Below are 26,979 nucleotides of genomic sequence, written 5' to 3' on the forward strand. Positions count from 1 at the left end.
TCGGAGGATTTTCCTGGTTTTCCGAGGACTTGGTTGATCCACGCCAAGGATGCTCGGTCGCGCTGCGTCGAAGATGGGACAACTGACGAGATTTCGACATCCGGGAAACCGAGGGGGAGAGCATGGCGCTTGTCGAGGAGCCGACGATTTCCACGCGAAGCGGTGAACTGGCCTGGTTGGTGGACTGCCTGGCGCCGATTTTCGACGGCCTGCGGCAACCGGTCACGGTGGTCGACCCCTCCGGTCGCTTCGTCTACTACAACCGTGCCAGCGGCCTGCTCGATGGTCTCGACCCGCAGCGGGCGCTGGGCATGCACCTGTTGCAGAGCGCTCCCTGGCTGGCGGCCGAGCAAAGCACGCTGTTGCGTTGCCTGGCCGAAGGGCGGCCGTCGATCGATACGCTGCAGGCCTACGTGGGGGCCGGCGGCGAGCTGTTGCAGTATCGCCACCGGGCGATCCCGCTGCGCGGGCGCGACGGTTGCCTGCTCGGCGCGATGGAGCTCGGCGAAGTCGTCGCCGAGACCGAAGAGGCCGCAGGCCTGGCGGATTGCCCGAACATCCTGAGCGTGGCGCCGAGCCTGCTGCGGCAGTTGCAGCGCCTGGACGTTTTCGCGGCCACCGACCTGCCGCTGCTGATCCATGGCGAGACCGGCACCGGCAAGGAACTGTTCGCCCGTCGCGCCCATGCCCTGAGCCCGCGACGCAGCGGTCCGATGATCAGCCTGAACTGCGCGGCGATTCCCGAGACGCTGCTGGAAAGTACCCTGTTCGGCACCACCCGCGGCGCTTTCACCGGCGCCGAGAACCGCAAGGGCATGTTCGCCTTGGCGCAGGGCGGCAGCTTGTTCCTCGACGAGATCAATTCCATGCCGATGGCCATGCAGAGCAAGCTGCTGCGGGTCCTGCAGGACGGCAGCTACCTGCCTCTGGGCAGCCTGAGCCCGCAGCGGGCCGATGTACGCCTGATCGCGGCGAGCAACCAGCCGCCGCGCCAGGCGATCGCCGAGGGACGCCTGCGCGAGGACCTGTACTACCGCCTGGACGTGGGCAGCCTGTACATCCCGCCGCTGCGCGAGCGCCCCGGCGATGTGGAACTGCTGGCACGGGCGTTCGTCCGTCGCGATGCGCGCAGCCTCAACCCACGTGTCACCGCCCTTGGCGAACGGGCGCTGGCGCAGTTGCTGGCCTGCGACTGGCCGGGCAACGTCCGGCAACTGGAAAACGTGATCCGACGCAGCCTGTTGCTGCACGGGGAGGGCGGCGCACTGCTGGATGAGGTGGCGTTCGCCGACGACGGCGCCGAGGCCATGGGCGGCGAGGCCGCGCGCTCGATGAACAGCGCGGCGGTCGGAGGCCTGCGCGAGGCGCTGGCGCAACAGGAGCGCAACCTGATAGAAGACGCCTTGCGCCAGGCGCGCGGCAATCTCTCCCGGGCCGCCGCCCGGTTGCGGATTCCGCGCACGACCCTGCTCGGGCGCATGCGCCGGCTCGGCTTGCCGGCTTCCCTCGATCCGCCAGCCTGACAGGAGCCAACCATGGACAGCCACAGCCCGATCGCCACCGTCGCCCAGGCCCTGCGGCGCGCCGAACGCATCCTGGTCATCACCGGCGCCGGCCTCTCCGCGGACTCCGGTATGCCCACCTATCGCGGCCTCGGCGGTCTCTACAACGGTCGCACGGAAGAGGGCCTGCCGATCGAGGCGGCACTTTCCGGACCGATGCTGCGGCGCGATCCGGCGCTGTGCTGGAAGTACCTCGCGGAACTCGGCAAGGCTTGCCTGGCGGCCCGACCCAACGCCGGCCACGAAGCCATCGCCGAGTTGCAGAAGCGCAAGCCGGAATGCTGGGTGCTGACCCAGAACATCGACGGCTTCCATCGCCAGGCCGGCTCGCCGGCCGAGCGGCTGATCGAGATCCATGGCGAACTGGCGCCGCTCTACTGCCAGTCCTGCGGTGCCGAGAGCGGCGGCCTGGAGGAGCATCTGCACGGCCAGTTGCCGCCGCGCTGCGCCGCTTGCGGTGGGGTGCTGCGGCCGCCGGTGGTGCTGTTCGAGGAAATGTTGCCGGAAGAGGCGATCGATACCCTGTACCGCGAATTGCGCAAAGGCTTCGATGCGGTGCTGGTGGTGGGAACCACCGCGAGCTTCCCCTATATCGTCGAACCGGTGTTGCGCACGCGGCAGGCGGGAGGCTTCACCGCGGAGGTGAATCCTGGCGTGACCGACCTCAGCGAGCGGGTCGATGTGAAAATGACAGGACGAGCCTTAGACATCATGCCGCAGGTGGTAAGTCACATTTATCGATAAAAAACTTGCATAGGATTGATCGAGAAGGCAAATTAGCCCGCTAGTAAAACTAATGAGACACGGTCGTGCCCATGCTTAAACGCTTAGCACCCCTCGTGCCCATGAGTTTCGTTCTGCTGCTGGCCGCTTGCGCCAGCCATTCGCCGGAGCCGCAGGTCGCCAAAGAGCCGACCGCAGCCAAGAGCAGCATCGACGTCGAACGCGACGCGATCGCTTGGCAGGATGTTGAGGACGAAGGGGCGGACAATTCATCGGCTGGTACGCCTGCGCTGGCGTCCAGCATCCTCGAGCGCGCTTTCGAACTGATCGGTACGCCGTACCGTTTCGGCGGTACGACGGCGAAAGGCTTCGATTGCAGCGGCTTCGTCGGCTACCTGTTCCGCGAGGAGGCCGGCATCAAGCTGCCGCGCTCCACCCGCGAACTCATCGATATGGACGTACCGCTGGTCTCCAAGGACGAGCTGCAGCCGGGCGACCTGCTGTTCTTCAACAACCGTGGCCGTGGCCGCGTCAGCCACGCCGGCATCTACATCGGCGATGGCCAGTTCATCCATTCCGCCAGCCGTCGCGGCGGCGGGGTGCGGGTGGACAGCCTGGACTCCAGCTACTGGAGCCTGAGTTACATGGAAGCCAAGCGGGTGCTCGAACCCGGCTACAAGGACGCCCTGACGAGCAAGCGCTAAACTTAAAGTTTTACTTTAAGTATTGCGTTTAACTCCTTGTCGTAGCAAAGTGGAAGCATTCCTCACCAGGAAGGCTTCCACTATGCATGCACTGGCCCGATTCTCGATCCTCGCCTTTGCTGCGCTGCTTACCGCCTGCGCCAGCAAAGCGCCGCCCCCCGCGCCCGCCAAACAGGTCGTATTCCGTCCGGCGACGAATTTCTCGCCCGCCGCAGACGATGTGCTGTTCCGTGCCCTCGGCCTGGTCGGCACGCCCTACCGCTGGGGCGGCAACACGCCCGATTCGGGCTTCGATTGCAGCGGCCTGATCAACTTCGTCTACCGCGACATGACTGGCATCAAGCTGCCGCGCTCGACCCGCGAGATGATTTCCATGCGCGCGCCCAGCGTGCCGGTGCAGGCCCTGCAGACCGGCGACCTGGTGTTCTTCGCCACCTCCGGTGGACGCACCGTGAGCCATGCCGGCATCTACGTCGGCGAGGGTCGCTTCGTGCATGCGCCGCGCACCGGCGGCACGGTGCGCCTGGACAGCCTGCAGAACAGCTACTGGCAACGCGCGTACCTGGACGCCAAGCGCGTGCTGGTCGCGCCGTCGCCCTTGGCGCGGATGCCCTGAGGCGGGGAGGTCAGGGCCGATGACCACCCGCACCCTCAACCTCGACGATAACCTCTACCGCTACCTGCTGGACGTTTCGCTGCGGGAAACCCCGCTGATGACCCGCCTGCGCGAGGAAACCGCGAAGCTGCCCAACGCGCGCTGGCAGATCGCCCCCGAACAGGGCCAGTTCATCGCCTTGCTGCTGACCCTGATCGGCGCGCGGCGGGCGCTGGAGGTCGGCACCTTCACCGGCTACAGCGCCCTGTGCATGGCTACCGCCCTTGGCGAGCAGGGGCGCCTTACCTGTTGCGACCTGCCCGGCGACTACCATCTCACCGCGCGCCGCTACTGGCGCGAAGCCGCTGTCGAGGAGCGCATCGAGCTGCGCCTCGGGCCCGCCCTGGAAACCCTGCGTGCGTTGCTCGACGAAGGTCTGGCCGGGCAATTCGACCTGGCCTTCATCGACGCCGACAAGGCCAACTACCCCGAATACCTGGAGGCCGCGCTGGCGCTGGTGCGCCAGGGTGGGCTGGTGCTTTTCGACAACGTGCTGTGGAGCGGCCGGGTACTCGAAGCGCAGCCGAAGAGTGCGGATACCCGCGGCATCCAGCAGCTCAACCTGGCGCTGAAGAACGACGCGCGGGTGGACTACTCGCTGCTGCCGATCGGCGACGGGCTGAGCGTCTGCCGCAAGCGCTGAGCGAGGCTCAGCGCACGCCCCACGGCGGGCTGCCCAGGGCCTGCTGGAGAAACTGGACGAACAGCTTCACCTTCGGCGAGAGGGTCGCCGCTCGCGAATACATGGCGTAGATCAGGTCGTCCAGCGGCCGCTCCTGGGGCAGGGCCTCGACCAGCCGGCCGGCGGCCAGGTCTTCGGCGGCGATGAACAGCGGCAGCATCGCCAGGCCCAGGCCACGCACCGCGGCGTCGCGCATGGTCTGGCCGTTGTTGGTGTTGAAGCGTCCGCGCGGGGTGATCATCCGCGCCGGCTCGCCGGCCACCCGCGGCTCGAAGCTCCATAGCTGCGACGGGGTGTTGTGGCTGTAGCCGATGCAGGGATGGCAGAGGATGTCTTCGATACGTTGCAGCGGGCCGTGCCGTTCCAGGTATTCCGGGCTGCAACACACTACCCGGCGGCTGGTGCCCAGTTGGCGGGCGATCAGCGAGCTGTCCTGCAGGCGGGTGATGCGGATCGCCAGGTCGTAGCCTTCCTTCTCGAAGTCGACGATCCGGTCGTCCAGTTGCAGGACCACTTCCAGGCGCGGGTTGCGCGCCATGAATTCCATCACCAGCGGCCCCAGCCAGAGCGTGCCGAAGCTCATCGGCGCCATCACCCGCAATTCCCCGCACAGGTCGTTCTCGCGCAGGGCCACGCTTTCCGCGGCGTTGTTCAGGTCCTGCAGCGAGGCCTTGGCCGACTTGTAGAAGAAGCCGCCGGCCTCGGTCGGCTCGACGTTGCGCGTCGAGCGGTAGAGCAGGCGCACGCCGAGGTGGCGCTCCAGGTCGCTGACGCGTTTGCTGATCACGGACTTGGACAGGCTCATGCGTTCGGCGGCGGCGCTGATGCTGCCCAGCTCGACCACGTTGAGGAAGGCCTGTATGTCTTCAAGGCGCAGGCTCATGGCGAATCTCGAAACAATCGGGAGGCAGACTGTCGCATGCGGGAGAACTCCTGGTAAGGGGACGCGCGCGTCGAACGTGCAGGAACGGCAATGGCAGGGCAAGCGTAGCGCGCCCGGGGAATGGCATTGTTCTGGTATCGAGAACACCGTTTTCGCATTTTGCCGGGCGGTAAATCGCTGTCGCTGTCACTACTCTTGATGGGCGGCGTGCGCTCCCGAGACCGCCCATGCATGCCTCCCAGGAGGCGCTTCGTTTCACACCGCGCGGCGACGGACGCCGCCCGAGACCGGAGAAACACCATGTCCTTCACCTACAAGCGACTCGACAAGAACGATGCGGCGGTGCTGTTCGTCGACCACCAGGCAGGCCTGCTCTCCCTGGTCCGCGATTTCAGCCCGGACGAGTTCAAGAACAACGTCCTGGCATTGGCCGACATCGCCAGGTTCTTCAACCTGCCGACCATCCTCACCACCAGCTTCGAGGACGGCCCCAACGGCCCGCTGGTGCCGGAACTCAAGGAAATGTTCCCGCAGGCCCCGTACATCGCCCGCCCCGGCAACATCAACGCCTGGGACAACGAGGACTTCGTCAAGGCGGTCAAGGCCACCGGCAAGAAGCAACTGATCATCGCCGGCGTGGTGACCGATGTCTGCGTAGCCTTCCCGACCCTCTCGGCGCTGGAGGAAGGGTTTGACGTATTCGTCGTCACCGACGCCTCCGGCACCTTCAACCCGGTGGTGCGCGACGCCGCCTGGGCGCGCATGACCGCCGCCGGCGCGCAACTGATGAACTGGTTCAGCGTCGGCTGCGAACTGCACCGCGACTGGCGCAACGACATCGAAGGCTTCGGCGCCATCCTCGGCGGCCACCTGCCGGCGTACGCCAACCTGATCCAGAGCTTCGGCACGAAGAAGTAAGCCGGCTTCGCCGCTGTCCCGGACACAAGGCACTCCGGCCATCGGGTGCCTTGTGTCGTTTTCCGTCCAGGTGTTTTCATCGGAACGCCGCTTCGCCGGAACCCGAGGTTCCGGCACGCCCCCCATGCACAGGAGAAACCCCATGGCTACCCAGGTCGTCAACGCTTCCCTCGGCACCACCCCTTACCGCGTGACCCTCGGCGACGACAGCCACCAGTGGCTGAGCGACGTGCCGGCCGCCCTCGGCGGCGGCGACAGCGGTCCCTCGCCGTACGAGATCCTGCTCTCGGCGCTGGGCGCCTGCACGGCGATCACCGTGGCGATGTACGCGCAGCGCAAGGAGTGGCCGCTGGAAGGCATCGACGTGCAACTGGACATCGTCGAGGAACGCACCAAGCCGGAGCCTTTCACCCATATCCGCCGCGACATCCGCCTGGCCGGCGATCTCGACGCCGAGCAACGCCAGCGTCTGCTGGAGATCGCCAATGCCTGCCCGATCCATCGTGTACTCTCCGGAGAGGTCAGCGTCAGCAGCCAACTGCGCGACTGAACCCCGCACACACATCGAGGAGCACGGCATGAGCGACGACATCAAGGTATTGGGCATTTCCGGCAGCCTGCGCAGCGGCTCCTACAACAGCGCGGCGCTGCAGGAGGCGATCGGTCTGGTTCCGCCGGGCATGAGCATCGAATTGGCGGACATCTCCGGCATCCCGCTGTACAACGAGGACGTCTACGCCCTCGGCTTCCCGCCCGCGGTGGAACGCTTCCGCGAGCAGATCCGCGCGGCGGACGCGCTGCTGTTCGCCACCCCGGAATACAACTATTCGATGGCCGGGGTGCTGAAGAATGCCATCGACTGGGCCTCGCGGCCGCCGGAGCAGCCGTTCTCCGGCAAGCCGGCGGCGATCCTCGGCGCCAGCGCCGGGCGTTTCGGCACCGCGCGGGCGCAGTATCACCTGCGCCAGACGCTGGTGTTCCTCGACGTTCATCCGCTGAACAAGCCGGAAGTGATGATCTCCAGCGCGCAGAACGCCTTCGACGCCCAGGGCCGGTTGCTCGACGACAAGGCGCGCGAGCTGATCCAGCAGCAGTTGCAGGCCCTGCAGCTATGGGTGCGCCGCCTGCGCGGTTGAATGCCTCGTCACCGGAGAGCCTGAACATGAGCAATACCGAAGAGCGCTGCGACCTGTCCTCCTCGCGGGACTGTCCGGAGCGCCGCGACCACCTGCTGCAACGAGTCACCGCGCGTGCCGCGGAAATCGGCGGCGGGATCACCGTCAGTCGGCTGATGCCGTCGCGCCAGCGGCGGATGATCGGTGCCTGGTGCTTCCTCGACCATGCCGGTCCCGCCGAATTCGAACCCGGCGGCGGCCTGGCCGTGGGCCCGCACCCGCACATCGGCCTGCAGACCTTCACCTGGATGATCCAGGGCGAGGCGTTGCACCGCGACAGCCTGGGCAACGTCCAGGTGATCCGTCCGGGCCAGGTCAACCTGATGACCGCCGGCCATGGCATCGCCCACACCGAGGAGTCGCTGCCCGACGAGCGCCACGCCCACGCCGCGCAGTTGTGGATCGTGCTGCCCTACGAGCAGCGCGACATCGCCCCGGCCTTCGACCATCATCCCGACCTGCCGCGCTGGCAGGAGCAGGGGGTCACCTTCACCCTGCTGGCCGGCGCTCTGGACGGGCGGCAGGCGCCGTGCCGGCTTTACTCGCCGCTGCTCGGCGCCGACCTGGCCTGCGACGATGGCTCGACCCTGCAACTGACGCTCGACCCGCACTTCGAGTACGGCCTGCTGCCGCTGGAAGGCGGGTTGGAAGTGGGCGGCGAGCATTTCGCGGTGAACGAACTGGCCTACCTGGGCGACGGCCGCGACGGCCTGCAACTGCAACTCGATCCTGGCGCGCGGGTGCTGTTGCTGGGCGGCGCACCGTTCGGCGCGGAGATCTTCATGTGGTGGAACTTCGTCGGCCACAGCAAGGGTGAGATCGCCCGGGCGCAGAAGGCCTGGGAGGAGGGGGATGCCCGCTTCGGCCGGCTCGACGCCCTGGAAGGGCCGCGCTTGAGCGCTCCGCCGATTCCCTGGAAGATCGACGCCGAGTGAGGTCGATGTGCCGCCGGGTGCCCCGGCGGCGTCCTCGAATGCCTGTCGGCGATCGTTGCGGACCTGCGGTCTGGCGATTCGCCGGCAGCGGGAAAACTTTCTGCACCCATCGCCGGTCAGAACTCGCCTATCGCATGCACCGAACAGGAAGTGAGCCACATGCAATTCGAACACCTGGTCCAGGTCAACGACCGGACGCTTGTCGACCTGCCGGTCCTCGACCGGCTGCAACTCTGGGAAGGCCTGGTCTGCCGTGCGCGCGAGCCACAGTATTTCGTCGTCGGCCTGGAGCGTTTCGAGATCCTCGTCGATGACGGCGACCGCCTGCACCGGCGCCTGTACCTGCCGGGTCTGGTGGTCGAGGACGAAGTCGTGCTGAAGGCGCCGGACAGTGCCCACTACAGCATCAAGCCGAGCGCCGAGGTGGCCGGCGGCAGCCTCGACATGACCATCGAGGAGCCGGAGCCCGGCTCGCTGTTCGTGCGTTTCGCCTACTGCACCCGCTACCTGCAGCCGCTGGGCGACGAACTGCCCTACGACGCCTTCGTCAAGCAGGCCTATATCGCCATGGATGTGGAGACCATCGCCACCATCCGCGACCGGTTCGGCGCCAGCGCCGCCAGCGGGAGTTGAGCGTGGAACACGGAAGCAGTTTTCTCCAGTCCGGCGTGGTCTTCCTGATCGCGGCGGTGTTCATGGTGCCGCTGGCCAAGCGCCTGCAACTGGGCGCGGTGCTCGGCTACCTGCTGGCCGGCGTGCTGATCGGTCCCAGCGTGCTGGGCCTGGTGGACAACCCGGAAAGCGTCGCGCAGATCTCCGAGATGGGCGTGGTGCTGCTGCTGTTCATCATCGGCCTGGAGCTGTCGCCGCGGCGCCTGTGGGTGATGCGCAAGTCGGTGTTCGGCGTCGGCCTGCTGCAGGTGCTGCTGACCGGCGTGGTGATCGGCACCGTGGCCCTGGTCGGCTTCGACCAACCGGTGAACAGCGCGGTGGTGCTCGGCCTGGGCCTGGCGCTGTCGTCCACCGCCTTCGGCCTGCAGATACTCGCCGAGCGCAAGGAACTGACCCAGCCCCATGGCCGCCTGGCCTTCGCCATCCTGCTGTTCCAGGACATCGCGGCGATCCCGCTGATCGCCATGATCCCGCTGCTCAGCGGTGCGCACAGCGACGCCGGCGGCAGCGAACTGACCCAGACCCTCAAGGTGGTCGGCAGCATCGCCGCGGTGGTGGTCGGCGGCCGCTACCTGCTGCGCCCGGTGTTCCGCATCGTCGCCCAGACCAAGCTGCAGGACATGTCCACCGCCACCGCGCTGCTGGTGGTGATGGGCACCGCGCTGCTGATGGAGCTGGCCGGTGTGTCCATGGCCCTCGGTGCCTTCCTCGCCGGCCTGCTGCTGGCCGACTCGGAGTACCGCCACGAACTGGAGGCGCAGATCGAGCCGTTCAAGGGCCTGTTGCTCGGCCTGTTCTTCATCAGCGTGGGGATGAGCGCGGACATCAGCCTGCTGCTCAAGTCGCCGTGGATGGTGCTCGGCCTGACCGTGCTGCTGATCGCCCTGAAGGCGCCGGTGCTGTACTTCGTCGGGCGTATTTCCGGCGGCCTCGACAAGGCCTCGGCGCTGCGCCTGGGCGTGGTCCTGGCGGCCGGCGGCGAGTTCGCCTTCGTCGTGTTCAAGATGGCCCGCGACCAGGGCCTGTTCCAGAACGACCTGCACAACCTGCTGGTGCTTTCCATCACCCTGTCGATGGCCCTGACCCCGTTGCTGGTACTCGGCCTCGCGCGCCTGCTGGCGAAGGAGCCGGAGGCGACGAAGCCGCCGCCGGAAATGGAACGCATCGACAACGACGACACCCCGCGCGTGGTGATCGCCGGGGTCGGCCGCATGGGCCAGATCGTCGCTCGCGTGCTGCGCGCCCAGCGCGTGCCGTTCATCGCCCTGGACACCTCGGTGGAGACCATCGAGCTGACCCGTACCCTCGGCGCGATCCCGATCTTCTACGGCGACCCGATGCGCCCGGAGATCCTTCGCGCGGCCCAGGTAGAGAAGGCCGAGTTCTTCGTCATCGCCACCGATGACCCGGAGACCAACATCGAGACGGCCAAGCGCGTGCGCAAGCTGTATCCACACCTGAAGATCATCGCCCGCGCGCGTAACCGCCAGCACGTCCACCTGTTGCTCGACGCCGGGGTCGAGCCGGTGCGCGAGACCTTCTTCTCCAGCCTGGAGATGAGCCGCATGGTGCTCTGCGGCCTGGGTCTGAGCGAGGAACAGGCGGACGCGCGGATCCGTCGTTTCCGCCGGCACGACGAAGAGGTCCTGGCCTCCCAGCACCTGTTCTACAACGACCGCGACGCGCTGATCAAAAGCGCTCGCGAGGCGCGGGTCGAGCTGGAGACGCTGTTCCAGACCGACCAGCTGGAAGACCGTGGCGCGGTAGCGGCGGAGACCCCGGAGAAACCTTCCCGCGCCTCCTAGCGCCCGACCCATGCCGGTACGCCGGCATGGGTGATTCCCACGCCTGGGTCCATACTTTGCGGATATCGCAGTACGAAGGTTGGGATACCCGCGCGGCATCCCCTCTGTAGGGTGGAGGGCATCAGCCCAGCAGACGGCTGGACGCTTCCGCCGATCGAGGAACCTTATGCCTGTCGAACACCTGGACGTACTCATCGTCGGCGCCGGATTGTCCGGCGTCGGCGCCGCCTACCACCTGATGAAGCATTGCCCCGGCAAGAGCTTCGCCCTGCTCGAGGGGCGCGCGGCGATGGGCGGTACCTGGGACCTGTTCCGCTACCCCGGCATCCGTTCCGACTCGGACATGTTCACCCTCGGCTACAACTTCAAGCCATGGAGCGATCCCAAGGCCATCGCCGACGGTCCGTCGATCCGCCGCTACATCGAGGAGACCGCGCGGGAGAACGGCATCGACCGGAAGATCCGCTACCGCCACCGGGTGCTCAGGGCCGACTGGGACTCCGCCAATGCGCGCTGGAACCTCGACGTGCAGCGCGGTGACGAGCCCGAGCCGCTGCGCATGACCGCGCAGTTCCTGCTGATGTGCACCGGCTACTACCGCTACGAGGCTGGCTATACCCCGGAATTCGTCGGCCGCGAGGACTTCGCCGGGCAGGTCGTCCATCCGCAGCTGTGGCCCGAGGACCTCGACTACAGCGGCAAGAAGGTGGTGGTGATCGGTAGCGGCGCGACCGCCGTGACCCTGGTGCCGTCGCTGACCGACAAGGCCGCCCACGTCACCATGTTGCAGCGCTCGCCGTCCTACGTGATCACCCTGCCGCAGAAGGACGCGATCTCCAATTTCCTTCGCCGCTTCCTTCCGGAAACCTGGGTCTACCGCCAGGCGCGGGCGCGCAACGTGGCCATGCAGATGGTCTTCTTCATGCTCGCCAGGACCTTCCCCGGCCTGGTCCGCAAGGTCCTGCTCAAGCTGGCCAGCCTGCAACTGGGCAAACGCTTCGACATGCGTCACTTCAGCCCGCGCTACAAGCCGTGGGACGAGCGGGTCTGCGCGGTGCCGGACGGCGACCTGTTCAAGGTGCTGCGCAAGGGCAAGGCGTCGGTGGTCACCGAGCACATCGACCGCTTCGTCGAGCGGGGCATTCGCCTGAAGACCGGCGAGGTGCTGGAGGCGGACATCATCGTCACCGCCACCGGCCTCGACCTGGTGATGTTCGGCGGCGCCGAGCTGGCGGTCGACGGCAAGCCGTTCCAGGTCAACCAGAGCATGGGCTATCGCGGCATCATGCTGCGCGACCTGCCAAACCTGGCGGCGGTGGTCGGCTATACCAACGCCAGCTGGACGCTCAAGGCGGACCTCTCCAGCGAATACTTCTGCCGCCTGATCAATCACATGGACGCCACCGGCATGCGCCAGGTGACCGCCCGCGACAGCACCGGCGACGTGCGCGAGGAGCCCTTCCTCAACCTCGACTCCGGCTACATCCAGCGCGCCGCCGAGCGCATGCCCAAGCAGGGCGACCGGATGCCCTGGAAGCTTTACCAGAACTACGTCCTCGATCTGGCGCTGCTGCGCTACGGCAAGGTCGAGGACGGCTACCTGGTGTTCTCCTCGCCGGCGTCGCAGCGGCAAGCCGGCGGCGCGGCGGTGCAGGCCCTGGGCTGAACCCGGCGGGCACCGCTCAGGCGTTCGCCGCGACCTGCCCGTAGGCCTTGCGCCAGGCGTCCAGGCCGCCGGCCAGCGCCCAGGTGCGGGTGAAGCCGGAGGCGTTGAGGCGCTGGGCGAGCATCGCGGCGGAAAGTTCGTGGGGACAGGCGCAATAGATGACGATGCTGGCGTCCCTGAGGTCGCCGGGCAGGTCCTTCAGCGACACGTTCAGTTCCACCGGGATGGCTCCCGGAATGCCGCTCGGCTCGTCTTCGTGATGGGCGCGGACATCGAGGATCACCGGCAATTGCCCCTGTTCGCGAAGGCTTTCCAGTTCCTCCACGCTGATTCGCGGAATCCGCCGGCTGCGCGACAGCAGGCGCTGGCGCTGCCAGAGCTTCCAGGCGATGAAGGCGGCGAAGGCGCCGGCGATCAGCAGCGCGCCGATGGCCGCGTAGTCGCTGAGCAGGGCCAGCAGGTGGTCCACCGCATCGCTGAAGATCACCCCCAGCAGCAGCGCGGAACCGGCCCAGAGTGCCGAGCCGGCGGCGTCGTAGGCGAGGAAGCGGCGCAGGCGGGTGCGGGTCATGCCGGCCAGGGTGGTGGACAACGCACTGGCGCCGGGCAGGAACTTCGACATCAGCAGCGCCCTCGGACCGACCCGCAGGTACATGTTCTGGCTCTGGCGGATGCAACTGTCCTGGGACAGCGAGACCTTGCAGATGCTGCGCAGGAGGAAGCCGCCGTAGTGGCGCCCGGCCAGGTACCAGGCGACGTCCGCCAGCAGGCAGGCGAGCACCACCACCAGCAGGACCACGCCCAGCGGCGCGCCGACGCCCTGCATGGCCAGCGCGCCGGCGACGATCAGCGCCGGGTAGGCGGGGATCGGCAGCCCGGCCTGTTCGCAGAGCACGTTGAGGAACAGCAGGAGCAGCCCGTGGTTCTCCAGCAGGGGTTGCAGTTCACGCATGGCGGAGCCTCTCGAATTCTTCTGCGGGTAGTGTGAGCGCGAAGCGTGAAGCTGGGAAGAACCAAGTCGGCAGGGCCGGAGGCGTTGCGGCGGATAACGCCGCTGCGTCGAGAGAGGCGGCCCTGGGCTGGGGCGAAACGAAAGCAGCCCCTCGCCCGTGGGGGGGCGAGGGGCTGTCGGGTCAGGCCACTTCCACCAGCAGCACTTCGCTGTCTTCCAGGGCCGTGACCTTCAGGGTCGGTTCGTCGCGTACCGCCAGGCCATCGCGGGCCTCGGCGCGCACGCCGTTGACCTCGATGCTGCCGGTGGCCGGCACCAGGTAGGCGCGGCGACCGTTTTCCAGGGCGTACTCGGCGCTCTGGCCGGCCTTCAGGGTCACCGCGGCGACCTCGGCGTCGGCGCGGATGTGCAGCGCTTCGCTGTCCTGCTCGTCGCCGCTGGCGAGAGTGACGAAACGACCGTCGCGCTCGGCCTTCGGGAACGGTTTGGAGCCCCAGCGCGGCTGGTCGCCGCGGCGGTCCGGGATGATCCAGATCTGGAAGATCCGGGTGGTCTCGGCTTCCAGGTTGTACTCCGAATGGACGATGCCGGTGCCGGCGCTCATCACCTGCACGTCGCCGGCCTCGGTGCGGCCCTTGTTGCCCAGGCTGTCCTGGTGGGTGATCGCGCCTTCGCGGACATAGGTGATGATCTCCATGTCGCGGTGCGGGTGCGGCGGGAAGCCGCTGCCGGCGGCGATCTCGTCATCGTTCCAGACCCGCAGGCGGCCCCAGTCCTCGCGCTCCGGGTCATAGTAGTCGGCGAAGGAAAAATGATGACGCGCGTTCAGCCAGCCGTGGTCGGCATGGCCCAGACGGTCGAAGGGACGACGTTCGATCATGATCGGATCTCCATTGGGCCCGTCGCCGCTCGTTTGCGCGAGGGGGCGGGCGGTTGATGGGGTCATCATCCGTCAGATCGTTACGATAAAAAAGTGCTTATTTTCGGCTTTATCTATCTAATTATTAGATTCGATCAGGGCGCGAAGGAAGCGCGGGTCCGCCAGTGCGGCGAGGTGCCCGCCCGGGTATTCCCGCACCCGAGCGTCCAGGCGACGGGCGAAGGAACGTTGCAGCGACGGCGGGCTGAGCCGGTCGGCGGCCGCCACCACGTAGGTGACCGGGCAGGCTGGACGAGTCTGCCGTGGCGAGTCGATCAGCAATTGCGCGGGTTCGCTGGCGCTGGTCGGCACCTCGGCGCCGAGCAGTTCGAGGAAGCCGGCGCGGTCTTCCAGGCGGACCCGCCCTCCGAGCGGGTCGAGGCGGCATAGCCCGAGGAGATTGTCCTGGCCGCTGTCCTGGTAGCTTTCCAGCGCGCCGCCGCCCTCGCTGACCAGCGCGCTGAACAGGTACAGGTGCGCGGCGCGCTCGCCCAGGCGGGCCGCCAGGCATTGCGCCAGGTAGCCGCCGAAGCTGTGGCCGCAGAGTATCACCCGCTCCTCGCCGGCCAGCGTGGTGGCGGCCTGGTCCAGCCAATGCGCCAGGTCGCATCCGGGCGCGTCGCGCAGATGGTCGCAGCTTCGCCAGCCGGCGCCTTCCACGGACCAGGCGGAGCGGCGCAGGAAAAATCCCGAGACCAGCAGCGCGCCGCTCATCCGCCGGCCCGCTCGGCCTGGCGCAGGCCGACCGCGCCGACCTGCAGCAGCATGATCACCCCGCACAGCGCGGCCAGGCCGAGGTACAGCGCCTGGCTGCCGGCATGGTCGAGCATGATCCCGCCGTACAGCGGTGCCAGCGCGGTGCCGAGGCTGTAGAGATTGGCCGCGCCGAAATAGCTGCCGCGCAAGTCGTCGGGGGTCAGTTGGTCGACCTCCACGCTGAAGGTCGGGAACACGATCAGTTCGCCGAGGCTGAGCACCACCGTGGCCAGCGCCAGGCCGGCGAACAGGGTCACCGGGGTCCAGGCGAAGCCTAGCTGGGCCAGGAGCATGAGCAGCATGCCGAGCATCAGGCGGCCGCCGGTGCCGGTGTTTTCCAGCAGGCGGAGGAGGGGAAACTGGGCGACCACTATGGTCAGCGCGTTGATGGTCACCAGCAGGGCGATGCTGTTGACCACGTCGGGCAGACCGCTGCGGGTGAGGTACTGCACGAGGGTCGAATCGAAGGTGGCGTAGATCAGCGCGGCCAGCATGTTGCACAGCAACAGCAGGGTGAAGGCGCGATGCCGGGCCATGCTCAGGCAGGCTTCGAGGAACCCGGTCGAGGATCGCGGGGCAAGGCTGCGCCGCTTAAGTTCGAGGTGGTGCAGCAGGCGCCAGAGCAGCAGGCCGTAGCAGAAGTAGACCAGCGCGGTGACCAGGAAGGTGCCGGCCTGGGCGGCGACGCCGAGGGTCAGGCCGATCAGCGGGCCGAGGGCGGCGCCCAGGTTGATCAGGAAGTACCGGCAGTAGAGCGCCAGTTCCCGCGAGCGGCGATCCTCGACGCGGTCGCCGATCAGCGCCTTGCAGCTCGATTCGAGCAGGGCGCAGCCGATGCTCACCCCGGAGATCGCCAGTCCGTAGGACAGCGGCTGGCCGCTGAAGCCCAGCAACACGAAGGAAAGCCCGCTGAGGCTGGTGCCGAAGAAGATCAGGCGCTTGCGCCCGAAACGATCCGACAGCCAGCCGGTGTAGATGCCGCTGAGCGCGCCGCAGACGGTCGCCAGCGCCAGCAGCAGGCCGATGGCGCTGGCGGACAGCCGGAACTCGCGCCACAGCAGCAATGCCAGGAACGGCCAGACCATGAAGTAGGCGCCGCGGGTCAGCAGCGTACCGACGAGCATCACGTGGATTTCCGTCGGCAGGGCGCGGAAGCGTTGCACGCTGAAGGTGTTGTCGCTCACGGGCGGGGCTCCTGGGCGAGGGGACGGATGCCGCCGCGCAGGCTGCCGGCGGCTACCTGGTGGAACAGCGGCAGGAAGCTTTCCGGCAGTTCGCGGGTGAATTCGCTGCTCAGCCAGCAGCGCAGCAGGCAGCGGCGCTGCCGCTCGTCGTCGCTGAACTCGGTGCGCGCGTGCAGGGTGGTGTGGTTGTTCACCAGCACCAGCATGCCCTTGCTGAAGTCCAGTTCGGCATAGCCGTCGGCGCGTTCGATCGCCTCGTCCAGGCCGTCGAGCATGCTTCGCACCTGCGGGGCGAGGCTTAGCCCGTGGCGCGTCACCGATTCGTTGAACTTGCGGATATAGCGCAAGACGAAGGTCCGTGGGGTTTCCGTGAGCAGCGGCACCAGCGCGTAGTCGGCGTCGCCTTCGTCGCGCAGGTCGTGGGGGATCGGTTGGCCGAGCAGGGGCAGCCAGGCCGGATTGGCGGCTTCCAGGGTGGCGAGGACGTCGGCCGAGGAACGGATGCGGAAGGCGCCGCCCCGGCGTGCCGGCGACCAGCAGGCGAGCACCGTGAGGTCGGCGCGATCGGAGTGGAAGGCCAGTTCCTGGCTGGTCAGGTGGCCGCGCTGCGGCGCGTCGCGGGCGTCGCGCAGACCGAGGTCGCGCACTTCCTTGAGGTACTCGCCGTTGCGGTTGATCGCCACGGTGCGTCCCAGCCATTGGCAGAATGCGCGGAACACCCGCTGGAATTCGTCCTCGGCGAGTCCGCGCAGCAGCGCGGAATCGTGCAGCAGCACGCCGCTGCCGTGCTCCAGTTCGTGATGCAGGCGCTGGCGCAGGAGAGCCTCCGCGCTATCCGCGGGACGCCGCTCCAGCAGGCGCGCGAACAGCGTTTCCAGGCCGGCGGCGAAAGCGGCCGAAGCGCAGAACACCGCGTTGCCCCGCCAGGGCGCGGGGCGACGATGGATGGTTGTCATAGCGAGGCTCCGTATTCCTGCTGCCAGAGCGACAGGGTGGTGAGGGTGAACAACTGGTCGCCGGGCAGCGCCGCGACGCTCGGTGCGTCCAGGCCTTCCAGGCCGAGGTCGTGGAGCGCCGGCAGACGTTCGGCGAGGTGCCGGCGCATTTCCCCGAGGGCCTGCGGCCACCGTTCGAACGGCAGGCGGAAATGCCGTTTCGGCTGTGCCTGCCAGCGTTTCTCGCGCTGCTCCAGGAGCGCCACCAGCGGAGCCTTGGCGGTGTCGCCGACGATCCGCTGGAGGCGCCCGGCGCGCTGCGCCAGGGCGCCATGCAGGTAGGGGGTGCGCGCTTCGATGGTGCGCGACATCAGCAGATGGTCGGCGCGTCGCAGCAGCGGCTCCAGCGAGTAGTGCAGGTCGAACTGGCCGATCGCCGCCTCGAGGCCCTGGCCGAGGGCCTCGTGGGCGAGTTCCTCGATCCGCTCGGCGACCCGTCGGCCCGCCGGTTCCGCCAGCAGCGTAGCCTTGCGCCGGTACTCGCCGAACCAGGCGGTGGCGAAGCGCCGCGGTTCCGGTGCGTCGCGCCGGCGCCAGAGTTCGAGATGGCGCGGGTAGCCCCAGAACAGTTCGTCGGCGCCTTCGCCGAGAAGCACGCAGTGATAGCCCTGCTCGCCGATACCGTCGGCCAGGCGCTGGTACATCAGCAGGCTGGACATCCGTGTCGCCCCGCCGAAGTTGCCGACCGCGCGACGCAGCAGCGGCATGAAGGCTTCCTGGCGCAGCTCGAAGCGTTGCAGCCGAGGGTGTGGCAGCAGGCTTTCCTCGTCGCCTTCCAGGCACAGGTGGAAGCGTTGCAACTGCGGGTCCAGGTAGCTGCCGAGCAGGTTGGAATCGACCCCGCCGCTGACCAGCAGGGCGCAGGGGCGGAAGGTCTGGCGGCAGCGTTCGAGGGTTTCGCCGAGCTGCTCGTCGAGGCTGTCCGCCTCGCTGGCCGGGGCGGTGGCCAGCCGCTGGCGCTGGCAGAGGCGCGGACGCTCCTGGGAGAGATCGAAGCGCAACACCTCGCCGGGCAGCAGCAGACGGACCTGCTGGAACAGGGTCTGGCCTTCCAGCGGCACGCCGGCGGCGACCACCTGGGCGATCGCCTCGGCGTCGGCGCGGGCGCCGCCGAGCAGGTGCAGCAGCGCCCGCGGCTCGGAGGCGAAGGCCAGCAGGCCGCGCTCGGGCTGGTAGCTGTAGTACAGCGGCTTGATGCCGAACTCGTCGCGCAGCAGGGTCAATTGCCGGGTCTGCGGGTCCCAGCTGGCGAGGGCGTACATGCCGTCCGGCAGTACCCCGCGCTGCAAGCCGTCGAGCAGCAGGCGGATCTCGCCATGGATTTCGCAGCCGGCCTGGTAGACCTCGCCGTTGTAGGCGACCCGCCGCTGACCCTCCTGCGGCGGCAGCGGCACCGCCGCGGCGCCGGACATCGGCAGGCGGGTCATGCCGATGGCGCCGTTCGGCAGGGCCGCGATGCCCTCGCCGAACGGACCCCGATGGGCCAGCAGGCGTAGCGCTCCGGCGAAGCGCGAGACACTGAAACCGGTGCCGACGTAACCGAGGATGCCGCACATCACGAGGCTTCCCGTTGCAGCAGCGTGGCGAGCGCACGGCGATCGTGCTTGCCGGCGCCATTCAGCGGCAGGGCCTGGTGCGACAGCACCACGCGCTGTGGCGCGCGGAGGGTGCCGAGCTGCTGCTGGAGCCAGGGCAGGAAGGCGAACTCGACCTGCGGCGCGGTGTGGATCACGGCGACATAGTCTTCGCCATAGAGCGGGCAGTCGACCTTCAGGCAGCAGACGTCGATCACCTCGTCCAGGCCGTTGAGCGCCCGTTCGCATTCATTCAGGTGGAACAGGTTGCCGCCCTTGTTGATGGTGCCGTCGCAACGGCCGAGGACGTGCACGCAGCGGTCCTCGTCGAAGTAGGCGAGGTCCTGGGTGTTCAGCCAGCCGTCCTCGAGCACCTGGGCGGTCAGGTCGGGGCGGTTGACGTAGCCGGAGAACAGGCTCGGCGTGCGCACCCACAGGCGCCCGCGTTCGCCGCTGCCCTCCAGCGGGCGGCCGTCGGGGTCAGTCAGCTTGAGTTCCAGGCCGACGGCCGGTCCCACCGAGTTGTCGAACGCATCGCCGCGACGCTTGCCGAAGAGGAAGGCGAAGCCGCACTCGCTGAGGCCGTAGATGTTCGCCAGCGCCGCGTAGTCGCGCTGGAAGGCCGCTTGCAGGTCGGCGTCCAGGCGCGCCGAGCCGGCGACGCAGAGCAGGCGCTGCAACGGCAAGCGGCGCGGCGGCGGGGAGCCTTCCTTGACCATGTGGTTGACCACCGGCGGCACCAGGTAGAGGAAACTGATGCCGAAGCGTTCCACGTATTCCCAGAAGCCTTCGCTGTCGGCCCAGCAGTGCAGCGGCAGGAGCACCGCGCTGCCGCCGTACAGCAGCGGGAAGAGGAAATTGATGCCGAGGATGCCCAGGCCGCTGATCCGGTAGAAGCAACCGGAGCGCGTGTGCTCGCCGATGCCCAGGCAGTCGCGGCCGATGCGGTAGGCATGGAGCATGGCCTGCTGGCTGAGTTCGATGCCTTTCGGCTGGCCGGTGGTGCCCGAGGTGAACAGGATCATGTGGCTGTGCGCGGCGCGGTCGAGCCGGCGCGTCGCGCTGCGCTCGAAATCCAGCGCCAGGCGCAGCCCGGCCAGCGCGCCCTCGAGCGGATGTTCGCTGACCAGCGCTTCCAGGCGCATCTCGTCGACGATGGCCTGCTTCGCGGCCTCCCCCCACTCGGGATCGATCAGCACCAGATGCTTGCCCGCGCGCATGACCGCATAGATCAGGCAGAGGTTGCGGTAGCTGTTGTCCAGCAGCACGCCGACACTGCGGCAGGCATGCGCGGCGATCTGCTCGGCGAGGGCGTCGACCTGGTGGTCGGCGTCGCCCCAGGTGTATTCCAGCGGGCGCTCCGGCTCGCGGGCGTCGATCAGGAACGGCCGCCGCGGGTCGGCGCTGCCGAGATGGCGGAGGGTGCTGTCGAGCGATACGGGTACGGGGAGGCTGCTCATGCCGGCTCCTCAGCGATTCAGCGCGGTGAAGGCGTGGATGTCGAAGTTCACCGCCACCTGCGGCGCGCTCTCGATCTCGCGCACCGCGGCGATGAAGCGGTCGGCGTAGTCTTCGCCGCCTTCCTGCTCGATGTAGCGGGTCACGTAGCTGGTGGAGAGGAAGAACAGCGCGACCTCCTCCGGGCTGAGGAAGATGATGTTGGCGAACACTTCGCGGCGGCAGTCGCGCAGGTGCGGGCAACTGCCCATGATCTCCAGGGTGTCGTCATAGCGGGTCAGGCGCGGGTCGCGGTGTTTGGCCCACTTGTTCACCAGTTCGTGCTCGATGAAGTCGCGCAGCGGCCCGTAGGCGATCGGGAAGTCATACTTGTAGGCGCAGAACAGCCCGCCGGGGGTCAGCCAGTCGGCCATGCGCGTCAGCACCTGCTTGCGGTCCATCCAGTAGAAGGAGGTGGCGCTGGTGACCAGGTCGAAGCGGCGTTGCGGCGCGAAGGTTTCCGCCGGCGACACGCTGAAGCGGATCTCCGGGTAGTTCTCGCGGGCCTTGGCGATCAGCGCCTCGCCCAGGTCGCTGCCTTCCACGTAGCGGAACCAGGGTTGCAGGCGGACGGTCGAGACGCCGTTACCGCAGCCGATGTCCAGCGCCGCTTCGCGTGCCGGGGCGCGTTCGGCGAGGTTGCGGTAGAGCGAATCCGGATAGGCGATCTTGCCGCGGACCACGTTGTAGGCGTCTGCGTGCTTGTCGAACTGCTTCATTGGGTAATCTCCAGTAGGCTCTCGTGGTAATCGCCCTTGTGGACGAAATTGATGTAGGTGCCGCTGCCGCCGAGGTAGCGGTAGCTGTGCTCGACGCCGGCGGGGATGAACACGCTGGCCGGGCTCTGCAAACGGCGCAGCTGGCCGCCTAGCAGGACTTCCACCTCCAGGCCGCGGTAGTCCTCGTCGCTGCCGAGGAACAGGAACACCGAGTCGCAGTTGTGTACGTGGCTGTCGACGTGGCCCGGCCCGCCGTCGCCGACGTCGTGGAACTGGCGGGCGATGAAGTAGAACGGCGAGCCGTCGAGCAGGCGCCGGTCGAGCATGACGAAGCGCTTGCCGGGGCCGTGGCGGTGGTACTTCAGTTCGCTGGCGGACTTCTCGAAAGGCGTGAGGAATAGGGATTGGCGGTGCATCGGCGTGTAGCGTTGCAGCGAGACGCGGCCGTTGATCAGTTCCGGATCGAAGGCGCTGTAGGCGTCTTGGTTTTCCTGCATGGCCAGCTGGTGCAGGCGGGCGACATGGACGAAGGCGTTCTCGCCGACCACCGGGTGCATCGGCGAACGCTTGATCCGGCTGTGCGCCTCGACCAGTTCGGAGACCGCGAGGACGTTCTTCAGGTTGAAGCGGTCGGCGGCGAACTTGGTGTGCAGCAGGGTCAGCAACTGGAAGGTATCGGTGATCCCGGCGCGTTCGCCGATCCCGTTGCAGCTCGCCGAGTGCCACTGGACCCCGGCCTGGATCGCCGCCAGGGTGTTGCCCAGGGCCAGGCCGCGGTCGTTGTGCACGTGGTACTCGAAGACCACGTCGGGGAACTCGTGGCGCAGCAGCGAGAGCACGTCGAAGGTCTCGTCCGGCAGCAGGATGCCCACGCTGTCGGCGAAGCAGATGCGATCGGCGCCGGCGTCGCGCGCGGTGGCGATCATGCTGACCAGGTCGCTGACCGAGGTGCGCGCGGCGTCTTCCACCGTGGCCCGGACCCGCAGGCCGCGTTCGCGGGCGTAGCGGATCGCGTCGTGGAACAGTTCGAGCACCTCCTCGCGGTTCATGCCCTTGAACTTGGTTTCCAGCGAGATCGCGTTGATCGAGGCGAACAGCCCGACCCACTGCGCACCGGTTTCCAGCACCGCGTCGATATCCTCCCGGCGCGCCCGGGCGTGGGCCAGCACCGGCGTGGAAACCGCCGCCACCACGGCGCGTACCCGCTCGCGTTCGTCCGCGGAAATCCGCGGGTGGCCGCACTCGATCATATCCACCCCCAGCGCCGCGATTTCCCTCGCCAGCTGGACCGACTGCGCGCTGTCGAAGCTGCACTGGCGGGCCTGGCACCCCTCGCGCAGGGTGCAGTCGATGACCCGGATCATCGTCTCGCTCCCGCGTCCGAGGCCGACAGCGTCGCCAGCCGCGGCTCCCTGATGAAGTCGTGGATCTTCGGCGCATGGCCGAACTGGCGGGAGAAACGGGCGAGGAAGGTGACCATCTTCAGCGAGTAGTCGCACAGCTGCGGAAGATAGTGGTCGAGGTTGTCCTCGGTGATTGCCTCGTCCGGGAACACGCTTTTCAGGTTGGAAGCGATCCAGGTTTTCATGCTGTCCTCTCGATTCAGTTGGTGGAATTCGTCGTCGTCGACGAAGACGATCGGCATGCCGATGCGCAGCTCGCCGCTGCGGTTGTTGTGGCTGCCATGTGCGGTGCGGGCGGGCCAGACCAGGACGTCGCCGGCGTCCAGCTCGGCATCCACCAGTTGCTCGCGGGAAATGCCGTTGGCCTGGAGGTCGATGCACTTGAACATCGGGTAGGCGAGGTCGAACTCGTGGGGGAAGATGGTGCGGTCGTCGGGGTAATAGAACATCCCGCCGTTGTCGTTCCGCGATGGGGTCAGGGCGACCCAGAAGGTCTGCGCGCTTTCGTAGCGCTTCTCCCACAGCGCGATGTCCTGGTGCAGCGGGATGTAGGACTCGTCGGCATGGCGCTTGATGAACGCCGCGTGGCGCAGCAGGCGCGGCTTGCGCAGATGGTCGCGGACCAGCGCGTCGAGCCCGGAACGGGCGAACCAGTCGTCCCAGAAGAGCGGATCGTGGCGGTGCAGGTTGCGCACTTTCTTCGCCTCGCGGCGCTCGTCGTCGGCGATGTCGAATTCCGGTTCCAGCGCCGGGTCCGGCCGCTGCGCCGCGGCGAGGATCCAGTCCAGCGCCTGTTGGCGCAATTGCGGGGATACCACCTGCCGATAGTGTTTCATTGGACGGACTCCTTGCTGACGGTGTGGACGATGAAATCGATCACCGCCGGGTCCTGCAGGGCCAGGTGGTGCGGACGCTCGCAGGGGAAGGTGTCGAGCTGCTCGATCAGGTCGCACCAGCGTTCGGCGGCCGGGTCGCGGCCGGCGTCGTCCCGGCAGCGCACCCAGCTGGCGCGGGCGAGGCGATGGCGGGGCTGCCAGCGGCCGAACAGCTCGACATTGCGCAGCAGGACCTCTTCGCGCAGTTCGCCAAGCTCGCTCATCAGGGCGATCCATTCGCGCATCTCGGCGCTCAGCCAGCGCTGGTATTGCTCGCTCGGCGGCATTCGCCGCAGGGCCGGCCAGGGCAGGTGGCTGTCGATCATCAGCAGGCGGCTGGCCGGCAACTGGCGGGCCATCTCGTAGCCGACCAGGCCGCCGAAGGAATAGCCGATCAGCCAGTCCGGTTCTTCCGCCAGGCCGTCGAGTACCTGGCTGGCGAGGGCTTCGATGCTGGCGTAGGCATCCAGCCGGTGGTAGTCGACCGGCCGGCAGTCCGTTGCGCCGAGGCGTGCCAGCAGCCCGCGGAAGCAGCTCGGGTGGCCGATGAAGTCAGGCAGCAGGATCAGCATGGGCGCAGCGCCTCGGCCATGGCCGCCGCCAGCGCCAGGGTCCGTTCGCGGCCGAAGCGGCTGGCCAGGCTGGCGTCCCAGCCGCCGTCGTCGCGCCGGACCAGGGTCAGGGTCAGCGGCAGGCGGCTCTTCAGCGTCGGCCGGTGGATGAACCCGGCGCTGCGGAATGGCTGGTCGATGACATTGATCATCACCTGGGCGTCGGCATAGCGCAGCCCGGCCCGTTCGGCGATGACCTCCGCCGGCAGCAGGCTGTGCTCGAAGGCCTCGAGCCTGTGTCGTTCGAAGGTGTCCTCGGCGATCGCGGCGTCCAGCAGCAGCGGCACCAGGTTCAGCCAGCAACCGGAAACCGCCGTGCCTCGGCGACTGCGCAAGCTGACCGGGGTCAGCGCCAGGACCTTGCCGGTGGCGCCCTGGCTGGCCAGGGCGAGAGCCAGGGCGCAGGCGAGCCGGGTCAGCAGGGCGGCTTCGCCGCCTCCTGGCGTGGCGGCCAAGCGGAAATCTTCGCAATGGCTGGCGCGCTCCGCCCAGGGCAGGCTCGCCAGTTCGCGGAACGCCTCGCCGCGCTCGCTCCAGTAGTCTTCCAGCCTGGTCCTGCGCTCCCGCAGCTGGCGCTCCAGGCGCCATTGCTGCTGGAGGAAGCCGAACTCGGGGGCCGCCGCTTCGGCCGCGGGGTTGGCGTTGAGCGCGGCCAGGCGGGCCAGCAGCACGCTGGCGAAGTCGGCGTCGGCGACCAGGTGATGCAGCCAGACGCCCCAGCGCGCACGTCCTCCGCAGCGCCCGTGGAACAGTCGCAGCAGGCCGCGCTCGAACAGGGAATGCGGGCGTTGCAGCAGCGCTGCGATGAGCGCGTCTTCGTCGGCGAAGGGGCCGACTTCCAGCGCCGGGCTCTCCTCGGGCCGCCCGTGGACGACCAGTTCGAAACCTTCCGCGCCGCTGTCCACCTGGCTGTCGAGCAACGGGAACTCTTCGCGCAGGCGCCGACCCAGGCGCGTCAGGTCGGATGCCGGCACCTCGGCCGGAGCCAGGTAGCAGAGGCCGAAGCGGGTCAGGTCGGCGCCGAGCAGCTCGCTGAAGACCATCCCGCAGGACCAGGGCGACAGGTCGACGCGCAAGGACTGCGCGGCCTCATCCGGCATCGGTTGGTGCCGCAGGCGATCGCGCTCGGAGGGGGACAGGCGGTGCCAATCGCCGACCACCACCAGGTGCTCGCGGAACCAGTGGTAGCGCACCTCCGCGGAGAGACCGACGTTCATGCCGCGCTCCTCGACAGCACCAGCGGCTGCTCCGGCGTCGCCGCCCGTTCCAGCAGACGCTCCGGCGCCAGGCCGTGGCTGCGCAGGAGACGGCTGAACTGGTCGAGGCGCGAGTTTGCCTGCAAGTCGGCGAGTCCCAGGTTTGCTCCCGCACCCGCCGATTGACAGAGGGCGACCAGTTGCAGGGCGAGCAACGAGTTGCCGCCGCAGAGGAAGAAATCCTGGTCGGCGGCGCCGACCTCGCAACCCAGCAATTCGCTCCACAGCTGCGCGCAGCCGCGTTGGTCGGGATCGAGCGCGCTGGCGCAGCGCTCCAGCGGTTCTTCCAGGCGGCGCAGCAGGGCGGCGCGGTCCAGCTTGCCGTGCGCCGTCAAGGGCAAGGCCTCGACCCGGACGCAGGCATGCGGGCGCTGCCAGGTGGGCAGTTGGCGGAGCAGGGCCTGTGGGCTGGCGTCGGCTTTTCCCGTCCAGGCGCAGAGCAGTTGCTTGACGCCGTTGCGCTCGCGGACCAGCAGGGCGCAGTCGAGGATGCCCGGCTGGCGGCGCAAGCGCTGTTCCAGGGCGGGGAGGTCGAGGCGATAGCCGTTCAGCTTGACCTGGCCATCGCCGCGGCCGATGAAGCGCAGCCGACCCTGCTCGTCGTAGCGAGCGCGGTCGCCGGTACGGTAGGCACGCAGCAGGCGGCCGCGATAGGGCAACTCGACGAAGCTGGCGCGGGTGCGCGTCGCATCGTTCCGATAACCCTGCGCCAGGCCGGCGCCGAAGGCGACGATCTCCCCGGCCCGGTCGGGCTCGGCGATCTCCTGTCCGTGCTCGTCGAGCAGGAGCACTGCGGTGCCGGCGATGGCCTTGCCGATGGGGATGTCGTCTTCCTCGAGGTCGTCGTCGGTGACGACATGGCAGCAGGTGAAGGTGGTGTTCTCCGTCGGTCCGTAGCCATTCACCAGGTGCAGTCGCGGATGCCGCAGCAGCGCCCGGCGCACGTGCGGCACCGAGAGGATGTCGCCGCCGGTGAGCAACTGGCGAAGGCCGCCGAGGCAGTCCGGGTCGAGGTCCACCAGGGTGTTGAACAGCGAGGCGGTGAGCCAGGCGCTGTCGGCTCCGCGCTCGTCGATCAGCCGGCGCAGCACGCCCGGGTCGAGGGGGCCGAGGTCGTTCAGCACGCAGCAGCCGCCGTTGAGCAGCGCGCCCCAGATCTCCAGGGTCGCCGCATCGAAGGACAGCGGCGAGTTCACCAGGAAGCGCATCTGCGGAGCGAACGCGAGGAACGACTGGCCCAGGCACAGACGGGTAATGCCGGCGTGGGTGCAGGCGATGGCTTTCGGGCGGCCGGTGGTGCCCGAGGAGAAGTTGATGTAGGCGATCTGGTCCGCCGCGAAGCATGGCCGGGCGACCGAGGCTGGAGCGGCAGGCAGGTGCCTGACCGGGACGCAGGGAAGACCGTTGGCGGGCGTCGGCGTGGTCGAGCAGTCGAGGATCAGGCGGCAGTCGACCTGCCGGCACAACTCTGCATTCCAGGCCGCCGGTTGTTTCAGGTCTATATATAAGTAGTGATGGCCGGATAATAGTATGGCGAGCAGGCAGACAATGCTTTCCCGAGAATATTCGCCGTACACTCCAAGACAAACTCCCGGCTGCGGATAATGCTCGAGAAGATAGTCTGAAAGTTGTTCGGCGCTATGCAGGAGTTGCCGATAGTCGACACTTCCGAAACGGTCCCTGATGGCTTCGCGATGGGGATGAAGCGCTGCCATTTCGCTGAAGCGGGCCACCACCGTTGGGTGCGCGTACAGGTCGAGCAGGGAGTTCTGGGACATTCTGGCGATCGCCTTTTTTCGAAAAAATGAGTCCATCTGCCGGCTTCTTCGGCTAAATGAAGGGTTTTTGGTTTTTCGTG

At 67.9% G+C, this 26,979-nt stretch carries 26 protein-coding genes; 12 read left to right on the top strand and 14 right to left on the bottom strand.

Features of this window, described 5'->3' with window-relative positions:
- Positions 1-122: 122 nt before the first annotated feature.
- The 5 genes from ddaR to HMPREF2924_RS22690 all read left to right on the top strand — a co-directional run bounded on the left by ddaR (position 123) and on the right by HMPREF2924_RS22690 (position 4,287).
- Positions 123-1,523 (top strand): transcriptional regulator DdaR, encoded by a 1,401-nt coding sequence (ddaR, locus tag HMPREF2924_RS22670; protein WP_003133709.1) that lies wholly within the window; start codon positions 123-125, stop codon positions 1,521-1,523.
- A gap of 12 nt (positions 1,524-1,535) precedes the next feature.
- Positions 1,536-2,306: an NAD-dependent deacylase gene (locus HMPREF2924_RS22675; protein WP_003133706.1), complete on the top strand. Its 771-nt coding sequence runs from the start codon at positions 1,536-1,538 to the stop codon at positions 2,304-2,306.
- 65 nt (positions 2,307-2,371) lie between these two features.
- Positions 2,372-2,989 (top strand): C40 family peptidase, encoded by a 618-nt coding sequence (locus HMPREF2924_RS22680; protein WP_003082470.1) that lies wholly within the window; start codon positions 2,372-2,374, stop codon positions 2,987-2,989.
- Between the two features lie 82 nt (positions 2,990-3,071).
- Complete coding sequence (locus HMPREF2924_RS22685) at positions 3,072-3,605, top strand: C40 family peptidase (protein WP_003086623.1); 534 nt, start codon at positions 3,072-3,074, stop codon at positions 3,603-3,605.
- A gap of 19 nt (positions 3,606-3,624) precedes the next feature.
- The gene (locus HMPREF2924_RS22690; RefSeq protein ID WP_003086626.1) at positions 3,625-4,287 is read left to right on the top strand and encodes an O-methyltransferase; all 663 of its coding nucleotides are present in this window, start codon (positions 3,625-3,627) and stop codon (positions 4,285-4,287) included.
- Between the two features lie 7 nt (positions 4,288-4,294).
- On the opposite strand, the gene HMPREF2924_RS22695 is transcribed toward HMPREF2924_RS22690, so the two are convergent.
- A complete protein-coding gene (locus HMPREF2924_RS22695) occupies positions 4,295-5,209 on the bottom strand; it encodes a LysR family transcriptional regulator (RefSeq protein ID WP_003082475.1) in 915 nt (304 codons plus the stop codon).
- Between the two features lie 300 nt (positions 5,210-5,509).
- Between HMPREF2924_RS22695 and ycaC the strand changes: the two genes are divergently transcribed.
- The 7 genes from ycaC to HMPREF2924_RS22730 all read left to right on the top strand — a co-directional run bounded on the left by ycaC (position 5,510) and on the right by HMPREF2924_RS22730 (position 12,380).
- Positions 5,510-6,127: an isochorismate family cysteine hydrolase YcaC gene (gene ycaC / locus HMPREF2924_RS22700; RefSeq protein WP_003082476.1), complete on the top strand. Its 618-nt coding sequence runs from the start codon at positions 5,510-5,512 to the stop codon at positions 6,125-6,127.
- 142 nt (positions 6,128-6,269) lie between these two features.
- Positions 6,270-6,677 (top strand): OsmC family protein, encoded by a 408-nt coding sequence (locus HMPREF2924_RS22705; RefSeq protein WP_023094823.1) that lies wholly within the window; start codon positions 6,270-6,272, stop codon positions 6,675-6,677.
- A 28-nt stretch (positions 6,678-6,705) separates the two neighbouring features.
- The gene (locus HMPREF2924_RS22710) at positions 6,706-7,263 is read left to right on the top strand and encodes an NAD(P)H-dependent FMN reductase (protein ID WP_003082483.1); all 558 of its coding nucleotides are present in this window, start codon (positions 6,706-6,708) and stop codon (positions 7,261-7,263) included.
- 26 nt (positions 7,264-7,289) lie between these two features.
- Entirely contained in the window at positions 7,290-8,237 is a 948-nt protein-coding gene (locus HMPREF2924_RS22715; RefSeq protein ID WP_003133691.1) for a pirin family protein, read from the top strand.
- A 159-nt stretch (positions 8,238-8,396) separates the two neighbouring features.
- Positions 8,397-8,870, top strand: a complete 474-nt coding sequence (locus HMPREF2924_RS22720) for an SRPBCC family protein (protein WP_003082488.1) — start codon at positions 8,397-8,399, stop codon at positions 8,868-8,870.
- 2 nt (positions 8,871-8,872) lie between these two features.
- Positions 8,873-10,714: a glutathione-regulated potassium-efflux system protein KefB gene (kefB, locus tag HMPREF2924_RS22725; RefSeq protein WP_003086638.1), complete on the top strand. Its 1,842-nt coding sequence runs from the start codon at positions 8,873-8,875 to the stop codon at positions 10,712-10,714.
- Positions 10,715-10,880: 166 nt separating this feature from the next.
- On the top strand, positions 10,881-12,380 hold the full coding sequence (locus HMPREF2924_RS22730) for a flavin-containing monooxygenase (RefSeq protein WP_019485859.1): 1,500 nt from the start codon (positions 10,881-10,883) through the stop codon (positions 12,378-12,380).
- Between the two features lie 16 nt (positions 12,381-12,396).
- Here the strand turns inward: HMPREF2924_RS22730 and HMPREF2924_RS22735 are convergent, their stop codons facing one another.
- From HMPREF2924_RS22735 to HMPREF2924_RS22795, 13 genes are all read right to left on the bottom strand, one after another.
- Positions 12,397-13,332, bottom strand: a complete 936-nt coding sequence (locus tag HMPREF2924_RS22735; protein WP_003133680.1) for a DedA family protein/thiosulfate sulfurtransferase GlpE — start codon at positions 13,330-13,332, stop codon at positions 12,397-12,399.
- Between the two features lie 181 nt (positions 13,333-13,513).
- Positions 13,514-14,212 carry a pirin family protein gene (locus HMPREF2924_RS22740; protein WP_003133679.1) on the bottom strand — a complete coding sequence of 233 codons (699 nt, stop codon included), beginning with the start codon at positions 14,210-14,212 and terminating at the stop codon, positions 13,514-13,516.
- 117 nt (positions 14,213-14,329) lie between these two features.
- Positions 14,330-14,965, bottom strand: a complete 636-nt coding sequence (locus HMPREF2924_RS22745) for an alpha/beta fold hydrolase (RefSeq protein ID WP_003133677.1) — start codon at positions 14,963-14,965, stop codon at positions 14,330-14,332.
- On the bottom strand, positions 14,962-16,191 hold the full coding sequence (locus tag HMPREF2924_RS22750; RefSeq protein ID WP_003082502.1) for an MDR family MFS transporter: 1,230 nt from the start codon (positions 16,189-16,191) through the stop codon (positions 14,962-14,964). The genes HMPREF2924_RS22745 and HMPREF2924_RS22750 overlap by 4 nt, the downstream gene beginning before the upstream one ends.
- Positions 16,188-17,147 carry a clavaminate synthase family protein gene (locus HMPREF2924_RS22755; RefSeq protein ID WP_003082503.1) on the bottom strand — a complete coding sequence of 320 codons (960 nt, stop codon included), beginning with the start codon at positions 17,145-17,147 and terminating at the stop codon, positions 16,188-16,190. The genes HMPREF2924_RS22750 and HMPREF2924_RS22755 overlap by 4 nt, the downstream gene beginning before the upstream one ends.
- On the bottom strand, positions 17,144-18,742 hold the full coding sequence (locus HMPREF2924_RS22760; RefSeq protein ID WP_003133674.1) for an asparagine synthetase B family protein: 1,599 nt from the start codon (positions 18,740-18,742) through the stop codon (positions 17,144-17,146). Before HMPREF2924_RS22760 ends, HMPREF2924_RS22755 begins: the two co-directional genes overlap by 4 nt.
- On the bottom strand, positions 18,742-20,220 hold the full coding sequence (locus tag HMPREF2924_RS22765; RefSeq protein ID WP_015503295.1) for an ANL family adenylate-forming protein: 1,479 nt from the start codon (positions 20,218-20,220) through the stop codon (positions 18,742-18,744). Before HMPREF2924_RS22765 ends, HMPREF2924_RS22760 begins: the two co-directional genes overlap by 1 nt.
- 9 nt (positions 20,221-20,229) lie before the next feature.
- Complete coding sequence (locus tag HMPREF2924_RS22770; RefSeq protein ID WP_003112447.1) at positions 20,230-20,976, bottom strand: class I SAM-dependent methyltransferase; 747 nt, start codon at positions 20,974-20,976, stop codon at positions 20,230-20,232.
- Complete coding sequence (locus HMPREF2924_RS22775; RefSeq protein ID WP_003086676.1) at positions 20,973-22,340, bottom strand: 2-isopropylmalate synthase; 1,368 nt, start codon at positions 22,338-22,340, stop codon at positions 20,973-20,975. Before HMPREF2924_RS22775 ends, HMPREF2924_RS22770 begins: the two co-directional genes overlap by 4 nt.
- Complete coding sequence (locus HMPREF2924_RS22780) at positions 22,337-23,215, bottom strand: phytanoyl-CoA dioxygenase family protein (protein WP_003133670.1); 879 nt, start codon at positions 23,213-23,215, stop codon at positions 22,337-22,339. Before HMPREF2924_RS22780 ends, HMPREF2924_RS22775 begins: the two co-directional genes overlap by 4 nt.
- On the bottom strand, positions 23,212-23,826 hold the full coding sequence (locus tag HMPREF2924_RS22785; RefSeq protein ID WP_003133668.1) for an alpha/beta fold hydrolase: 615 nt from the start codon (positions 23,824-23,826) through the stop codon (positions 23,212-23,214). The genes HMPREF2924_RS22780 and HMPREF2924_RS22785 overlap by 4 nt, the downstream gene beginning before the upstream one ends.
- On the bottom strand, positions 23,820-25,082 hold the full coding sequence (locus HMPREF2924_RS22790; RefSeq protein ID WP_003133666.1) for a hypothetical protein: 1,263 nt from the start codon (positions 25,080-25,082) through the stop codon (positions 23,820-23,822). The genes HMPREF2924_RS22785 and HMPREF2924_RS22790 overlap by 7 nt, the downstream gene beginning before the upstream one ends.
- Complete coding sequence (locus HMPREF2924_RS22795) at positions 25,079-26,899, bottom strand: non-ribosomal peptide synthetase (protein WP_023094822.1); 1,821 nt, start codon at positions 26,897-26,899, stop codon at positions 25,079-25,081. Before HMPREF2924_RS22795 ends, HMPREF2924_RS22790 begins: the two co-directional genes overlap by 4 nt.
- Positions 26,900-26,979: the final 80 nt, after the last annotated feature.

It is taken from the genome of Pseudomonas sp. HMSC063H08 (assembly GCF_001813645.1).
Lineage (GTDB): Bacteria > Pseudomonadota > Gammaproteobacteria > Pseudomonadales > Pseudomonadaceae > Pseudomonas > Pseudomonas aeruginosa.

Coding starts and splice junctions, on each gene's coding strand:
- ddaR (WP_003133709.1), top strand. CDS start 123: ATGGCGCTTGTCGAGGAGCCGACGATTTCCACGCGAAGCGGTGAACTG.
- HMPREF2924_RS22675 (WP_003133706.1), top strand. CDS start 1,536: ATGGACAGCCACAGCCCGATCGCCACCGTCGCCCAGGCCCTGCGGCGC.
- HMPREF2924_RS22685 (WP_003086623.1), top strand. CDS start 3,072: ATGCATGCACTGGCCCGATTCTCGATCCTCGCCTTTGCTGCGCTGCTT.
- HMPREF2924_RS22690 (WP_003086626.1), top strand. CDS start 3,625: ATGACCACCCGCACCCTCAACCTCGACGATAACCTCTACCGCTACCTG.
- HMPREF2924_RS22695 (WP_003082475.1), bottom strand. CDS start 5,209: ATGAGCCTGCGCCTTGAAGACATACAGGCCTTCCTCAACGTGGTCGAG.
- ycaC (WP_003082476.1), top strand. CDS start 5,510: ATGTCCTTCACCTACAAGCGACTCGACAAGAACGATGCGGCGGTGCTG.
- HMPREF2924_RS22705 (WP_023094823.1), top strand. CDS start 6,270: ATGGCTACCCAGGTCGTCAACGCTTCCCTCGGCACCACCCCTTACCGC.
- HMPREF2924_RS22710 (WP_003082483.1), top strand. CDS start 6,706: ATGAGCGACGACATCAAGGTATTGGGCATTTCCGGCAGCCTGCGCAGC.
- HMPREF2924_RS22715 (WP_003133691.1), top strand. CDS start 7,290: ATGAGCAATACCGAAGAGCGCTGCGACCTGTCCTCCTCGCGGGACTGT.
- HMPREF2924_RS22720 (WP_003082488.1), top strand. CDS start 8,397: ATGCAATTCGAACACCTGGTCCAGGTCAACGACCGGACGCTTGTCGAC.
- HMPREF2924_RS22730 (WP_019485859.1), top strand. CDS start 10,881: ATGCCTGTCGAACACCTGGACGTACTCATCGTCGGCGCCGGATTGTCC.
- HMPREF2924_RS22735 (WP_003133680.1), bottom strand. CDS start 13,332: ATGCGTGAACTGCAACCCCTGCTGGAGAACCACGGGCTGCTCCTGCTG.
- HMPREF2924_RS22740 (WP_003133679.1), bottom strand. CDS start 14,212: ATGATCGAACGTCGTCCCTTCGACCGTCTGGGCCATGCCGACCACGGC.
- HMPREF2924_RS22745 (WP_003133677.1), bottom strand. CDS start 14,965: ATGAGCGGCGCGCTGCTGGTCTCGGGATTTTTCCTGCGCCGCTCCGCC.
- HMPREF2924_RS22755 (WP_003082503.1), bottom strand. CDS start 17,147: ATGACAACCATCCATCGTCGCCCCGCGCCCTGGCGGGGCAACGCGGTG.
- HMPREF2924_RS22760 (WP_003133674.1), bottom strand. CDS start 18,742: ATGTGCGGCATCCTCGGTTACGTCGGCACCGGTTTCAGTGTCTCGCGC.
- HMPREF2924_RS22765 (WP_015503295.1), bottom strand. CDS start 20,220: ATGAGCAGCCTCCCCGTACCCGTATCGCTCGACAGCACCCTCCGCCAT.
- HMPREF2924_RS22770 (WP_003112447.1), bottom strand. CDS start 20,976: ATGAAGCAGTTCGACAAGCACGCAGACGCCTACAACGTGGTCCGCGGC.
- HMPREF2924_RS22775 (WP_003086676.1), bottom strand. CDS start 22,340: ATGATCCGGGTCATCGACTGCACCCTGCGCGAGGGGTGCCAGGCCCGC.
- HMPREF2924_RS22780 (WP_003133670.1), bottom strand. CDS start 23,215: ATGAAACACTATCGGCAGGTGGTATCCCCGCAATTGCGCCAACAGGCG.
- HMPREF2924_RS22785 (WP_003133668.1), bottom strand. CDS start 23,826: ATGCTGATCCTGCTGCCTGACTTCATCGGCCACCCGAGCTGCTTCCGC.
- HMPREF2924_RS22790 (WP_003133666.1), bottom strand. CDS start 25,082: ATGAACGTCGGTCTCTCCGCGGAGGTGCGCTACCACTGGTTCCGCGAG.
- HMPREF2924_RS22795 (WP_023094822.1), bottom strand. CDS start 26,899: ATGTCCCAGAACTCCCTGCTCGACCTGTACGCGCACCCAACGGTGGTG.